This window comes from Salmonella sp. 2020_1395 (assembly GCF_043848115.1).
Lineage (GTDB): Bacteria > Pseudomonadota > Gammaproteobacteria > Enterobacterales > Enterobacteriaceae > Salmonella > Salmonella enterica.
In genome coordinates this window covers 303,321-317,843 of the sequence record NZ_JBCMFH010000005.1, presented here as the reverse complement: position 1 = coordinate 317,843, position 14,523 = coordinate 303,321, and the positions used below count along the sequence as shown (strand labels likewise).

The 14,523-nt window shown below is 52.2% G+C and carries 13 protein-coding genes and 1 pseudogene; 6 read left to right on the top strand and 8 right to left on the bottom strand.

Annotated features, from left to right (window positions below):
* Positions 1-191: 191 nt before the first annotated feature.
* Positions 192-554: a protein YacL gene (gene yacL, locus ACH0WD_RS10790; RefSeq protein ID WP_000384308.1), complete on the bottom strand. Its 363-nt coding sequence runs from the start codon at positions 552-554 to the stop codon at positions 192-194.
* Positions 555-824: 270 nt separating this feature from the next.
* On the opposite strand from yacL, the gene ACH0WD_RS10785 reads away from it, so the two are divergent.
* Together ACH0WD_RS10785 and ACH0WD_RS10780 are read left to right on the top strand one after the other, a co-directional pair.
* Entirely contained in the window at positions 825-1,148 is a 324-nt protein-coding gene (locus ACH0WD_RS10785) for a low molecular weight protein tyrosine phosphatase family protein (protein WP_001101536.1), read from the top strand.
* A 409-nt stretch (positions 1,149-1,557) separates the two neighbouring features.
* A complete protein-coding gene (locus tag ACH0WD_RS10780) occupies positions 1,558-2,022 on the top strand; it encodes a membrane protein (protein WP_000110435.1) in 465 nt (154 codons plus the stop codon).
* A gap of 39 nt (positions 2,023-2,061) precedes the next feature.
* Here ACH0WD_RS10780 and ACH0WD_RS10775 read toward each other — a convergent pair.
* Positions 2,062-2,154, bottom strand: a pseudogene (locus ACH0WD_RS10775) (hypothetical protein); the annotation flags it as partial.
* A gap of 88 nt (positions 2,155-2,242) precedes the next feature.
* Positions 2,243-3,376: a DUF4431 domain-containing protein gene (locus tag ACH0WD_RS10770; protein ID WP_001268541.1), complete on the bottom strand. Its 1,134-nt coding sequence runs from the start codon at positions 3,374-3,376 to the stop codon at positions 2,243-2,245.
* A 74-nt stretch (positions 3,377-3,450) separates the two neighbouring features.
* Between ACH0WD_RS10770 and ACH0WD_RS10765 the strand changes: the two genes are divergently transcribed.
* The gene (locus ACH0WD_RS10765; protein ID WP_000716800.1) at positions 3,451-4,383 is read left to right on the top strand and encodes a DUF4424 family protein; all 933 of its coding nucleotides are present in this window, start codon (positions 3,451-3,453) and stop codon (positions 4,381-4,383) included.
* A gap of 14 nt (positions 4,384-4,397) precedes the next feature.
* Here ACH0WD_RS10765 and ACH0WD_RS10760 read toward each other — a convergent pair whose 3' ends face one another.
* Both ACH0WD_RS10760 and ACH0WD_RS10755 read right to left on the bottom strand, forming a co-directional pair.
* A complete protein-coding gene (locus tag ACH0WD_RS10760; RefSeq protein WP_001230267.1) occupies positions 4,398-4,739 on the bottom strand; it encodes a hypothetical protein in 342 nt (113 codons plus the stop codon).
* A complete protein-coding gene (locus ACH0WD_RS10755) occupies positions 4,740-5,762 on the bottom strand; it encodes a DUF4431 domain-containing protein (protein WP_223149434.1) in 1,023 nt (340 codons plus the stop codon).
* Positions 5,763-5,900: 138 nt separating this feature from the next.
* Here ACH0WD_RS10755 and ACH0WD_RS10750 point away from each other — a divergent pair, with 138 nt between their 5' ends.
* Positions 5,901-6,872 (top strand): DUF4424 family protein, encoded by a 972-nt coding sequence (locus tag ACH0WD_RS10750; RefSeq protein WP_000220795.1) that lies wholly within the window; start codon positions 5,901-5,903, stop codon positions 6,870-6,872.
* Positions 6,873-6,903: 31 nt separating this feature from the next.
* On the opposite strand, the gene acnB is transcribed toward ACH0WD_RS10750, so the two are convergent.
* Positions 6,904-9,501 (bottom strand): bifunctional aconitate hydratase 2/2-methylisocitrate dehydratase, encoded by a 2,598-nt coding sequence (gene acnB / locus ACH0WD_RS10745; protein ID WP_000888947.1) that lies wholly within the window; start codon positions 9,499-9,501, stop codon positions 6,904-6,906.
* Between the two features lie 388 nt (positions 9,502-9,889).
* On the opposite strand from acnB, the gene ACH0WD_RS10740 reads away from it, so the two are divergent.
* A complete protein-coding gene (locus ACH0WD_RS10740; RefSeq protein ID WP_000174510.1) occupies positions 9,890-11,512 on the top strand; it encodes a DUF3300 domain-containing protein in 1,623 nt (540 codons plus the stop codon).
* A 12-nt stretch (positions 11,513-11,524) separates the two neighbouring features.
* Positions 11,525-12,316 (top strand): DUF2950 family protein, encoded by a 792-nt coding sequence (locus ACH0WD_RS10735; RefSeq protein WP_000757452.1) that lies wholly within the window; start codon positions 11,525-11,527, stop codon positions 12,314-12,316.
* 37 nt (positions 12,317-12,353) lie between these two features.
* On the opposite strand, the gene ACH0WD_RS10730 is transcribed toward ACH0WD_RS10735, so the two are convergent.
* Both ACH0WD_RS10730 and lpdA read right to left on the bottom strand, forming a co-directional pair.
* Positions 12,354-12,638 carry an outer membrane protein gene (locus ACH0WD_RS10730; protein WP_000765363.1) on the bottom strand — a complete coding sequence of 95 codons (285 nt, stop codon included), beginning with the start codon at positions 12,636-12,638 and terminating at the stop codon, positions 12,354-12,356.
* A gap of 288 nt (positions 12,639-12,926) precedes the next feature.
* Positions 12,927-14,351: a dihydrolipoyl dehydrogenase gene (gene lpdA / locus ACH0WD_RS10725; RefSeq protein WP_001519338.1), complete on the bottom strand. Its 1,425-nt coding sequence runs from the start codon at positions 14,349-14,351 to the stop codon at positions 12,927-12,929.
* Between the last annotated feature and the right edge of the window lie 172 nt (positions 14,352-14,523).

Genomic DNA, 14,523 nt, shown 5'->3' with positions numbered 1-14,523 from the left:
CGATTATATTCAATCAAATTAAGATCACAAACGCGTCAGATCACAGTTTTAAAATGATTAATAAAAATCAAAAAATCATTCTGCAATAAAAAAGCCGGGATACTCCCGGCTGGAATGTGTGGTGATTTCGTTTCCACTACCGCCCCCAACTGTCCATCGACTGGCGTTGCGGGACAATAACGAAGAGAGGGTCAGGCTTTACTGACGAATTCCCGATACGCGGCGACGACCCGCAGAAAATCCTCCATGCCGCACAGGGATAAACTCTCTTCATCGTAATAACTCATCCCCTCTTCCATCTCATCGCCGGAAAAATCCAGCTGATTGGCGCGAATCATCACCTCTTCGCCGTCCATCCAGATCGTGTATTCATGCCCTGCTCGTTGCCAGGAGCGTTCGCTGCCTTTGACCGTACGCGCGGCTTGTTCTACTTCATCCAGTAGCGAGAGATTGTCTTTAACCTCTTCATTAAACCAGTGACCGACCACCTCGTGGCCCATCGACATTCGTACTTTTACCCCTCCGGTAACGTCGCGCAGAAATTCGTAATCCATAATTGTTTTCCTCTGCCCTGGCAATGCGCCAATACCGCATTGCGCCTTGAGGTAATTATCGCAGCACGGTGAAAGAAAAACAGCGGGGCGCACAAAAGATAAAATAAAAATGCCAAAACGGTTTATTATTCATACAGAAAGTCACTCTAGCGCTTCAATATATCTACACGCGCTCCGACAAAGTGCTACGTGCCGCACCGTGGGGTATTGAGTCTCCACGGCTCACAAACTCGCCGTTAGCGAAGCGCGATCTGGAAGAGTATTTATTTAATGAATGTGCTTTTCATATGCAGCCGTAATCAATGGCGCAGCCCCACGGCGGAGCAGGTGTTCCGCCGCTATCCCGGCCTTAGCGTCCGTTCCGCCGGCACCAGCCGCAACGCCAAAAAAAGCGTGTCGTGCGGGTTACTTCAGTGGGCTGACGTTATCTGCGTTATGGAGCAGAAACATAAAGATCGGTTGATGGCTGAATATCGTCGTATTATTGAAAATAAGCCCCTGCACGTACTCGATATCCCCGATGACTACCGCTATATGGACCCTGAACTGGTCAGGCAACTGGAAGAGCTGGTGCCGGAAGTGCTGGGGATATAGGCGTTGCCGCAAGGAAATGTCCATCATCCATCACGCTTACATTCACTTAATCTTCGTTAAGCGAAAACTCGACGACAAATTTCACATCAGGCAGCGCGCCGTTTAGATGAACTTTTATTATGTGCCGGAAGAGCGCAGGCATTAAAAATGGCTGCCCCTCATCCAGTTATAGCATTACCAGCCCGGTGTCCCTCTGGCGTTTTTTCAGAAATCATCAATACCCTGCCCACGCCGACGCCTGCTAGTCTTTCAGACGCTTCCTTATCATCCGGGTCGTTGTCATGAAATTGTTGGCTACTTGATAAGCGCTTTTCAACTGAGCTCCAGCAATGGGCGATATCAGCAGAGAAGCCGTAGTGAGTTGTATTTTTTGTCAGACGGTTGAAGGAAAATTCAGGAAGGATACATTATGTCTGTATTTCGACGAATAATTTATCATAGCGGTTGGTTTATTCTGTTTGGGCCGTTAATAGGCGCAGCCATCGCGATAGGTATCATAAACTTTTTACCCGCCATTATTGGCGGACCAGACTCATTTTTGTTCTATTTCTGCAGAACAATACCAGAATTAGTGATTATTACCGGCTGGATATACAGTCTCCTCCCCGCATGGTTAACCGGTGTCGCCTGCGCGCTGATACCCCTGAAATTATATCAAAAAATAATTAACAGGATGATCCTTTGCGCCATTGCAGGTGGTCTGATCACGACGTTGTTTAATTTTGCGCGATATGGTTTTGACATAAGCATACTGCCATTAATATATGGTGAAGTATTGATTATGCTTATTCCAGCGATTGTAGCCGGGGCAATAATGGGCGGGGTAATTACGTATTTGCCGGGGCTACGGGAAGTGAAGCGTAATAATAAATAAGAAGCGCCATTCGGGCCCGGAAATCCGGGCCCGTCTCTGTTACACCGCAGTCTGGAAAATCACCCCATCTGCTTTCTCAGTGTACTGAGAGAGCTGGTCGAAGTTCAGGTAACGGTAGGTATCCACCGCCGCCAGCTCCGCAGAAGCCGGAAAACGATCTGTCGATGACCTTTTATTATGCGCCGGAATAACGCAGTCATTAAAAATGGGGAGTCTCACATCACCAGCCCGGCCCCTCCATCACGGGCATGAGTTCCACAATATTCTCCAGTACCAGTGGCGTGTGGTGATCTGAACTTAATGCCAGTAAAACATCACCTGTGACAACAATTTCTTGGTTTAACAAATCGTCGCCGTACTGTACTTTAACTCTTTCTATGATCTCATCGCTCAACAAGAGTTGCACTTGCCCATTCCAGTCGGCTGTCCGCATGTCGGCATCCTGGACGCAGGTTAACGGTTCTTCGAGTTTAACCACCCAATAACGCTGCGCGCCGCTTTTTTGCTCTGCCAGTATTCCGCGCAATGACACGGTATCGCCTTCCCGCACGCAGCGCTGTTGCCGTTTTTTCGCCATTTCTTCAACCGTTTTGACTGGCAAAATGTCGGTGCTGTGGTTACACCAGGCCAGTGAGCTTTGGCGACTAATGCCCTGAAATTGAGGAACGGGCAACCACCATGTGTTATTAGCGTCTTTCTGCAATACCACATCCAGCTTTTTACTATCCTGACTATACCAATCAGCATCGGCATTGGCAGGTTCGCCACAAAAATAGGCATATTTTTGCGCCGCGCATAGCTGCGTCACCACGAAGGATGGCACAGGCGTATTATTCAGCGTTGTTTTACGATTAAGATCGCCAACGTAGTTTTCACGTACCGCGTCAAGCAGTTGCGTGCGCAACGGATCGCCTTTTTCTACCGGCAGGCAAGCTGCGATGCGCCCGTACTGTTTCACCAGCGCGCATAATTCCTGTGACTTCAGGTCAACATTCCCGGCAAAGTGGCACTTTGCTTGCTCCGGCGCGCTAAACTCTTCATCCAGGTAAACCGTACTCACCCACCCTTCGGTACCGCTGTCCAGCAGAATACGATCGAAGAGATAATATTTATCATCTTCATCTTTAATATACTGACCGTCAGTATCTTTTAGCAGGCCGCAAAAATAGGCCAGTTCGCGCGTCTCGTTGATTTCAATCCGCTTGATATCGAAGCGGGCGTTTAATAGCCCAACCTCCTCGCGTAGCGTTAATGCAATAGCGCCGCGTGGATTTTCATCAGGCTTCAGCGGGAACATATCTGATGCATATAAATTGCAACAAATCATCATCAACACCAATAAAAAATAACGCATGAACGTGACCGTCGAAAAATTGCATTGAGGGTGCCATAATAGCGCTTTGCGTTATTATCAGTAATCATTTGCTCATGAAAAAGATCGCGTTCGGTTTCCCGTTATTGCTGGCAGTATTGCCTTATCCGGCGCAAGCCAATGAGGCCGTGGCGAATAGTTCATTGCATTTACTGGCACAGAGCGATATTCAACTAGCGAAAGAGCGTCTGTTAATTGAACGCGAGCGGATTAATGCTGATTATTTGTTTGTGAATCCGACCGCGCAGGATATTACCGTTCCTGTCGTTTTCCCCATGCCGCCGCTGTCATTTAGCGACGTTGACGAAGCCGGTGAAGATTACATCCCCGGCATCCGCAACATTAAAATCCGCGTCGATGGTCAGATCGTGACCCCGCAACCACGCTGGACCGTAGTACTGAATGCTCCGCAGGAAGAGATCACCGATAAACTTCAGCAGGCTGGCTGGACGGTGGAGCAACTGATCGCCGCGCTAAGCGATGGTGAATTTTCGCCTCCGGCGGATCTCCCGGCGCTGCCGCCGGAATGGTTTAAGGATAATCAGCCGCAGTTTACTATCCAGCGCAACTTCATCTGGCAACAGACCTTTCCGGCGGGGAAAGCGGTGACGATCCACCAGGTTTACACCCCGAGCGTGTCACTCAGCGCGCTAATGTCAACGGATGAGCTGGACAATAACAACACCTGCCCGACAGCGGAAAACCGCCAGCAAATACAGCAGGCGCTGGATCAGTTAATGACGAAGCAAGGCCCGGCAGGCGCTTTGGGGCAAAACCGGATGGATGTGGTGCTAACCGGTGATCCCGCGTGGAAAGAGGGAGACATCGGCGAGTTTACGCTGCGCCTTCACGGCGATGCGATAACCACCTGCTTTCAGCCGCCGCTGACGCGGATTAACGCCACTACGCTGGAATTTAAGCAGAAAAATTTCCGGCCTGCGGAAAATCTGGCAGTGACGTTTTATTCTTTATCGTCCATGTACGAATGATGGCATAAAACGCTTTACTCACTCAAATCCACGAGCGCGTGAAGCGTCTTATAATTAAAAATCCACCAGGTAGAAAGAATTTCACCCTGCTGGTAAAATTCATAATCACTCTCGCCATTTGGCGACTTCAGTTTTATGACATCCCCCATTTGTTTCCAACGGGCATAAGGCGCCTTGTTATTCATTGATTTGAGATTCTGTACCATCGGTTCGCAGCGCGCGCACATTTTTGCGTTACCGTCATCGTAAAATGCCATCATCCCACCGTTAGTAACGTGTAAATACTGTAATTTAGCCGCCGCATCAGCGTTGCCGCATAGCATCAATAGCATTCCTATAACCCATAGCTTTCTCATTCACTTTATTTCCGTTAAGCGAAAAATATTATCCAGTAACAGCGGCGTATGATGCGAGGCGCTCAGCGCCAGAAAAATATCGCCGCCGACGCTGACTTTTTTACCGACCAAATTGTTGAGCGATTCCCGCTCTTGTGGGGTTAGCACCAGTTGCATCGTCTGGTTCCAGCCAGGCTGCTGCTTATTGGCATCGCGCACGCAGGTAAGGGGGCTATCCGGGGTCAGGGTCCAGTAAGCGGACTCGCCGTCCCCCTGCTGGCGAAGCGTGCCGGTGAGGTTAACGGTGTCTCCCTCCACCCTGCACGCCTGCGCCAGTTGCGCTAAATCGGTTTCTCGCAGCGTGCCATCGCTATAGTACCCGCTGCTCACTTTAGATTGTTGTGTCAGCAGGTTGTTTTCCGGCTGCGGGCGCCACACGCCATCCGGGGATTTTTTCAACACGACGCGAAGCCGATTATTGGCGTCATCATGGATAAAAAAACTCGTTTTATCTCCCGTCGCCTTACCCAAAAAGTAAGCATAATCTTCCGTGGCGCAAAGGTCTTCGACGATAAATTTTACCGTCGGCAGCGGGCCGTTAAGGGTTAAGCTATTGCTGTCGCCAATATAACTGGCGCGCAGGCCGTTCAGAATATCGCTTCGCAGCGGGTCGCTGGCTTTTACCGGCTGGCAAATATTTTTGCGCCCTTGCGCGGCGACCTGCTCGCGTAAGAGCGCAGACGTTAGCGGTACGTTTTTACCATAATGGCAGTGAACATCCTGCGGCGAAGCAATGGTTTTATCAAAGCGCACAACGCTGCCCCAACTCCAGCGATAACCTATCGCCATCACGCGGTCATAAAGATGATATTGATTTTGCCCATCCGTCAGAAAATTATCGTTTTTGTCTTTTATTAAGCCACAAACGTAAGCAATGCTACTGTTTGCTTCAATCCGCCGCAGGTTAAACAGCCCATCCTCAAGCCCTTCTTCATCGCGCAGCGACAGGGCAATATATTTGCGCCAGGTATCACCTTGTGGCAATGGTTTTATTTCTTCGGCAAATGTATTTTGGCAAATTATTAATAATAAAAATAAATAATACCGCATTTTTCTTCCCTCGAAAAACGGCACTCGCCGGATTATGATAATGATTATGTTTCGGACATGGAATGCACCGGTATGACATATTTTAAATGGCTGAGCGTACTCCTGTGTTTTATTACCAGTTACCATGCTTATGCAAACGACTCGGCGGTCGGGGAAACCAATGGTTCCATTGAATTTCTGCAACAAAATGAGATCAGCATGGCGAAAGAGCGATTGTTGATTGCCAGCGATCGTATCAATGTCGATTATGTATTTATTAATCATTCGGCGCAGGATATTACCGTTCCGGTAGCCTTTCCGATGCCGGCTATTTCCCAACGATATATGGGAGATCGCACAGAAGGTATTGCCAACTTTAAGATCAGCGTGGACGGTAAACCGGTTAAAAGCGAGTCCCGCTGGCGAGTCATCCATGACTTAGGCGGTAAAGGTGAAGAAGACATTACGGCGAAACTACTGCAAACCGGCTGGACGATCCCACAGCTACGCCATGTCCTCAATCGCGAGGGCAAAGCCTCTATTGAAGAAGGATATAAAGAGGGAAAACAGCAATTACCGTCAGAGTGGTTTGATGACGGCTATCTGAATATTGCCGTTCAACAATATTTTATCTGGCAACAACGTTTTCCGGCGGGCAAGGAGATCGTTATTCACCACTCATACACGCCCAGTGAATCCACCGGCGTGCCTGACAGCCTTGACAGTCTTCTTGGTGATGAGTTCGGCGATCAATGCCTGACCGCCGCCACTCGCAAGGCGTTAAAACAGCTGGATGCAGGAATAAAATATAAAAACGAAGACGGTAGCGCGAATATCGGCTGGGGCTATCTGGGCTATATTCTGAAAACTGGCGCTAACTGGAAAGAGGGTGTCATTGGCGACTTTACCTTGCGCATTCATAAGAAGGATGAGACTGAAGTGGTCGTCCCCTGCTTTAATTACCCGCTAAAACAAATTGATCCGTTAACCCTGGAGTTTAAACAAAAAAACTTCAAGCCCGATGAAAACATGGATATCCATTTTTATTACGATTCTTCGCGGTAAAAACTGGCCCGGAAATCCGGGCCAGTCACTTTTATACCGCAGTCTGGAAAATCACCCCATCTGCTTTCTCAGTGTACTGAGAGAGCTGGTCGAAGTTCAGATAACGGTAGGTATCCACCGCCGTCTTATCTACCTGCGCCACATAGGTCTGGTACTCTTCCGGCGTTGGCAGTTTGCCTATCAGCGCCGCCACCGCCGCCAGCTCCGCAGAGGCCAGGAAGACGTTCGCACCGGTACCTAAACGGTTCGGGAAGTTACGGGTAGAGGTAGAGACCACCGTCGCGCCGTCGGCCACACGCGCCTGGTTACCCATACACAGGGAACAACCCGGAATTTCGATACGCGCGCCGCTCTTACCAAACACGCTGTAGTAACCTTCTTCGGTCAGCTGCGCAGCGTCCATACGGGTTGGCGGCGCTACCCACAGGCGGGTTGGCAACTGGCCTTTGTGGCTATCCAGCAGCTTACCAGCCGCGCGGAAGTGGCCGATGTTGGTCATGCAGGAACCGATGAACACTTCGTCGATCTTCTCGCCCTGCACGTCAGACAGCAGACGCGCGTCGTCCGGATCGTTCGGCGCACAGAGGATTGGCTCTTTGATATCCGCCAGATCGATGTCGATCACCGCTGCGTATTCCGCGTCAGCATCGGCTTCCAGCAGCTGCGGGTCCGCCAGCCATTTTTCCATACCCTGGATACGACGTTCCAGCGTACGACGGTCGCCGTAGCCTTCGGCGATCATCCACTTCAGCAGGACGATGTTGGAGGTCAGGTATTCAACGATCGGCTCTTTGTTCAACTTGATGGTACAACCCGCAGCGGAACGCTCGGCAGAAGCATCGGTCAGCTCAAACGCCTGCTCCACTTTCAGATCCGGCAGACCTTCGATTTCCAGGATGCGGCCAGAGAAGATGTTTTTCTTGCCTTTCTTCTCAACGGTCAGCAGGCCCTGTTTGATGGCGTACAGCGGGATGGCATGGACCAGATCGCGCAGGGTGATGCCCGGCTGCATTTTGCCTTTGAAGCGCACCAGCACGGATTCCGGCATATCCAGCGGCATCACGCCGGTCGCGGCGGCAAACGCCACCAGGCCAGAGCCCGCCGGGAAAGAGATACCAATCGGGAAACGGGTATGGGAGTCACCGCCGGTCCCCACGGTATCCGGCAGCAGCATACGGTTCAGCCAGGAGTGGATCACGCCGTCGCCCGGACGCAGGGAGACACCGCCACGGTTCATAATGAAGTCTGGCAGCGTGTGGTGCGTGGTGACGTCAACCGGCTTCGGATACGCGGCAGTGTGGCAGAAAGACTGCATGACCAGATCGGCGGAGAATCCCAGACAGGCCAGGTCTTTCAGCTCATCGCGGGTCATCGGGCCAGTAGTATCCTGAGAACCGACGGAGGTCATTTTCGGTTCGCAGTACGCGCCCGGACGGATACCTTTCACGCCGCAGGCGCGACCGACCATTTTCTGCGCCAGCGAGAAGCCACGGCTGCTTTCCGCCACGTCTTTTGCCTGACGGAAAACGTCTGAGTGCGGCAGTCCCAGCGCTTCACGCGCTTTGGTGGTCAGGCCACGGCCGATAATCAGCGGAATACGACCACCGGCACGCACTTCGTCAATCAGCACGTCGGTTTTCAGTTCGAAGGTTGCCAGTAGCTCGCCGGTTTCGTGGTTACGCACTTCGCCTTTGTACGGGTAGACATCAATCACGTCGCCCATATTCAGCCTGGATACGTCCACTTCCACAGGCAGCGCGCCCGCATCTTCCATAGTGTTAAAGAAGATAGGCGCAATTTTGCCACCGAGGCACAGGCCGCCGCCGCGCTTGTTCGGCACGTTCGGGATGTCATCGCCCATGAACCACAGCACGGAGTTGGTCGCGGATTTACGGGAAGAACCGGTGCCCACCACGTCACCCACGTAGGCCAGCGGGAATCCTTTTTTCTGCAGGGCTTCGATCTGCTTGATCGGGCCAACGCTGCCCGGCTGATCCGGGTCGATGCCTTCGCGGGCGTTTTTCAGCATCGCCAGCGCATGTAACGGGATATCCGGTCTCGACCACGCATCCGGCGCCGGAGAAAGATCGTCGGTATTCGTTTCGCCGGTCACTTTGAAAACGGTGACGGTGATTTTTTCCGCCAGCGGCGGACGGCTCAGGAACCATTCGGCGTCGGCCCAGGATTGCATCACCTGTTTGGCATATTCATTGCCCGCTTTGGCTTTCTCTTCTACGTCGTAGAAGTTATCGAACATCAGCAGGGTGTGAGACAGCGCTTTGGCCGCAATCGGCGCCAGTTTCGCATCGTCCAGCGCGTCAATCAGCGGATGAATGTTGTAACCACCCTGCATGGTGCCCAGCAGTTCAATGGCTTTTTCTGGGGAGACCAGCGGGGAGGTGGTGTCGCCTTTCGCGACAGCAGCGAGAAAACCGGCTTTAACATAAGCGGCTTCATCTACGCCAGGAGGAACGCGGTTGATCAACAGGTCTAACAGGAATTCTTCTTCGCCCACAGGCGGGGTCTTCAGCAGCTCGACAAGCGCAGCCATTTGGGTTGCGTCTAAAGGTTTTGGCACAATCCCCTGGGCAGCACGCTCAGCTACGTGCTTACGGTATTCTTCTAGCACGACGATATCTCCTCGCTCTCATTGTCATAATGCGGCGCTTTTGTTGATGGGCGATTCTCTTCACGCTCCTGTGAGACAGTAGTTAGTAGGGTAAATGCCCGGTACCGCATAAGGCACAATAACAGGATTTTCTTTAAGTGTTAATCTGTTTACAAAAAAGCAACATAAAAAAGTGGCTGAATCGTTAAGGATGGTCTAATGCTCTACTGAGACGGGAGCTGCAGCCATAAATGCTTACCTCATTTCGTGCTTTGATCGTCACGTAACGTTACCGATCCCAACATTAGCTAAAAATTAAACTATCGTCCCTTTATACTCACGCCAAACTGCACCCCGTCGGCGGCAGGCATAATGACCATAGCGATTCTCTGGAATCGGGAGAGATAAAATGACGTTGCCCTTTAAACCCCATCTCATTGCCCTTGTGTGCAGTGCCGGGTTATTTGCCGCTTCGGGCGTACTGTATGTTAAAAGCCGCGCTCCCGAAGCGCCCGCGCAGGCGGCAGCTCCCGCCCCTGAGCCAACGCAGACCGCTGTGCCCGCGCCTGTCGCGAAAACGACCTTTACCACTGCGCAAATTGATCAATGGGTCGCGCCTGTCGCGCTTTATCCCGATGCCCTGCTTTCGCAGGTGCTCATGGCCTCCACCTACCCGGCGAACGTAGTTCAGGCCGTCCAGTGGTCGCGCGATAACCCTACGCTGCAGGGCGATGCCGCTATTCAGGCGGTGGCCAGCCAACCGTGGGACCCCAGCGTCAAATCGCTGATCGCCTTTCCCCAGTTGATGGCGCTTATGGGCGAGAATCCGCAATGGGTGCAAAACCTGGGCGATGCGTTCTTAGCCCAGCCACAGGATGTGATGGATGCGGTGCAAAGGCTGCGTCTGCTCGCTCAACAAACCGGTTCGCTAAAATCCACGCCACAGCAAACCGTCACCAGCGTGCCGAAGTCCAGCGCTTCTACCGCCGTCACGACGACAACCACCACATCCGCCAGTACGCCAGCGACACCGTCGACCGTTATAAAAATTGAACCCGCGAATCCGCAGGTGGTGTACGTGCCGAACTATAACCCCGCGACGGTGTATGGCGCCTGGCCCAATACCGCTTATCCGCCGGTGTATTTACCGCCCCCTCCGGGGCAGCAGTTTGCCGATAGTTTTGTTAAAGGTTTTGGTTATAGTCTGGGCGTCGCCACCACCTATGCGTTGTTCAGCAGCATAGACTGGGATGACGACGATCATCACCACCATGACGACGACCATCATGATGATGATTACCATCATGGTGGTAACGGTTATCAACATAATGGCGATAATATCAACATCAATGTCAATAATTTCAACCGGATATCCGGGCAAAATCTGCCGGGCCAAACGATGGGCTGGCAGCATAATCCCGCCTGGCGCAATGGCGTCCCCTATCCGAATAATACCGTTGCGCAACGGTTCCATCCCACCAATGTTAGCGGCGGGTTAAGCACAACGCAGCAAGCGCCAGTGTCTCGCGACAGTCAGCGCCAGGCGGCCATGACGCAATTCCAACAGCGCAGCCATACATCACCCGCTAACCTGTCAGGCGAGACATCCCGCGATAGACAGCGCAAAGCGGCATCGCAGCAGTTAAATCAAATTGCCCAGCGTAATAATTACCGTGGCTATGACGGAACACAAAACAGCAGTCGTCGCGAGGCGGCGCAGCAGACACTGAATAAATCCACCACGCAGCAGCATCGTTCCGAGCTGAAGGCTAAAGCCCAGCAGCACCCTGTTTCACAACAGCAGAGAGACACCGCCCGCCAGCGTATTGAATCCTCTACGCCGCAGCAGCGTCAGGCATTTCGCCAGAATATGCACGCCAATGTGTTTAGCGGGAACGACAGTCGATCGCCGTCATGGCAATCGCAACAGCTACGCGGCCTGGAAAGCCGTCGTGGCAGTCACTTAAACACCGAGCAACGCGCCGCCGCGCGGGAACATTTTTCTGAACATCATGAATTTCATCGCCGTTAACCGGAGCAGATAATGAAAAAGGTTATGTTAAGCGCTCTGTTACTGTCGTTACCCTTGCTGGGCTACGCGCAGGAACGGTTCCCCTCCCCGGAAGCGGCCGCCAGCGCCTTCGCCGCGGCGGTAGCCGGAAAAAACGAAACGCAGCTTACCGCGCTACTGGGCGATGACTGGCGGCAATTTCTGCCGCCGGAAGGTGCCGATCCCGAGGCCGTGGCCCGCTTCAATCGTGACTGGCGCGAAGGCCATCGCATTGTACAAAAAGACAATACGGCGCACCTGAATGTCGGACGAGAAGACTGGCAGCTCCCGGTGCCCATGGTGAAAGAGACTGGCGGCTGGCGCTTTGATATGGCGGCAGCCGGGAATGAGATCCTCACCCGTACTATTGGGCGAAATGAACTTTCTACCTTACAGGCCATGCATGCTTACGTTGATGCGCAGCAGGATTATTACTTACAAAACCATCGCTGGGCGCACAGGATAATCAGTAGCGAAGGCCAAAAAGATGGCCTGTACTGGCCAACCAAAGCAGGCGACGTCCCCAGTCCCTTAGGCCCAAACTTTAGCCCCGCAGCGCCAGACGAGGGTTACCACGGCTACCATTTCCGTATTATCAGCGATAACGACGGTCACGGCGCGGCACTTCTGGCCTGGCCGATGCATTACGGCGAAACCGGGGTGATGAGTTTTATGGTCAACCAGGACGATCGTATTTATCAGGCGGATTTAGGCAAGGAGACGGAGAGTAAAGTTCAGGCTATCACGCGTTTTGCGCCAGACGCGCAGTGGCAGGTCGCCGAATAACCCGTAAGCGCCTGGCGTTATCGCCAGGCCATAATCATTAGCCCTGATGCGGCATTAATTCCGGGTGGCCTTGTACCGGCGGCTTGTTGCTGGTCAGCGCGGCTTCATCAGCCTGAATGCTGCCGGAATTGGCCGCCCATACGCCTTCATGCGTGTGGGTGATCTGCTGATGCTGCGCATTCAAATCCTCGCCCATTGCCGCAATATGCGTGCTTTCCGTACCGCCGCTGTTAGTCGCCCAGGGGATGACGGGATCGCTGGCAAATGCCATGCCGGAAATCAACGTCGCAGTTAGCGCTGCTGTTGTCAGAAAAAGTTTCATATATCAAACCTCATGATTAGCTCGCTATTATTTTATGGCGTTACTAATTTCAGGGTGATGACAAAGTAAGGAGAGGTATTTCTTATGAAACAATTAGTTGGTCGAAAATGACAGACAAAGGCACTACCGACGGCATAAGCTTTGAAAAACGTACTGCTGCGGAAAAGATAAATTTTGCGGTTTCGTTATCCTTCGCCATCATTTGACACATCTGATTTGCCATGCATAAAAAAAGCGGCTGTAAAGCCGCTTTTTTGTATCGGGTGGCGCATTGCCACCTACAGAAGATTATTTCTTCTTCGCTTTCGGGTTCGGCAGGTCGGTAATACTACCTTCGAACACTTCAGCAGCCAGACCGACGGACTCGTGCAACGTAGGGTGCGCATGAATGGTCAGCGCGATGTCTTCCGCATCACAGCCCATTTCGATCGCCAGACCGATTTCACCCAGCAGCTCGCCGCCGTTGGTGCCGACAATCGCCCCGCCGATCACGCGGTGAGATTCTTTGTCGAAAATCAGTTTGGTCATACCGTCTGCGCAGTCAGAAGCGATAGCACGGCCAGAAGCTGCCCACGGGAAGGTGGCGGTTTCATAGCTGATGCCTTTTTCTTTCGCTTCTTTCTCGGTCAGGCCAACCCATGCCACTTCTGGCTCGGTGTACGCGATAGACGGGATAACTTTCGGATCGAAGTAGTGTTTCTTCCCGGCGATAACTTCAGCGGCAACGTGGCCTTCGTGAACGCCTTTATGCGCCAGCATCGGCTGACCGACGATATCGCCGATAGCGAAGATGTGCGGCACGTTGGTGCGCAGCTGTTTGTCGACGCGGATAAAGCCACGGTCGTCAACTTCCACGCCAGCTTTGCCCGCGTCGAGGTTTTTACCGTTCGGCACACGACCAATCGCCACCAGAACCGCATCATAACGCTGCGCTTCAGCCGGGGCTTTTTTGCCTTCCATCGAAACGTAGATACCGTCTTCTTTCGCTTCAACGGCAGTCACTTTGGTTTCCAGCATCAGGTTGAATTTCTTGCTGATGCGCTTGGTGAAGACTTTAACGATGTCTTTATCAGCCGCCGGGATAACCTGGTCGAACATTTCAACCACGTCAATCTCTGAACCCAGCGCGTGGTATACGGTACCCATTTCCAGACCGATGATACCGCCACCCATGACCAGCATACGCTTCGGTACTTCTTTCAGTTCCAGAGCGTCGGTAGAATCCCATACGCGCGGGTCTTCATGCGGAATAAACGGTAATTGGATCGGACGAGAACCTGCCGCGATGATCGCGTTGTCGAAGTTGATCACGGTTTTGCCGTTTTCGCCTTCAACTTCCAGGGTGTTCGCCCCGGTGAATTTACCCAGACCGTTGACCACTTTCACCTTACGGCCTTTGGCCATACCCGCCAGACCGCCGGTCAGCTGCGTGATCACTTTTTCTTTCCAGGTACGAATCTTGTCGATATCGGTTTTCGGCTCGCCGAAGACGATACCGTGTTCAGCCAGCGCTTTGGCTTCTTCGATAACTTTTGCTACGTGCAGCAGCGCTTTAGAAGGGATACAGCCGACGTTCAGACAAACACCGCCAAGGGTGTTGTAGCGTTCTACAATTACGGTTTCCAGACCTAAATCAGCGCAACGGAAAGCGGCAGAATAGCCTGCCGGGCCCGCCCCAAGTACCACGACCTGAGTTTTGATTTCAGTACTCATCATGACCTCTTTATTTGTATCCGGCGGTCCGGGGTACTTGATCGCCCATCATCCACCGGGTCGTTCTATCCGCCCGTATCTTACAAAATTGTTAACAATTTTGAAACAACAAACGGATCACGAATTATCGCTTTCGCTAATAACCTCACAAACTCCATGAGATTATCAAAAA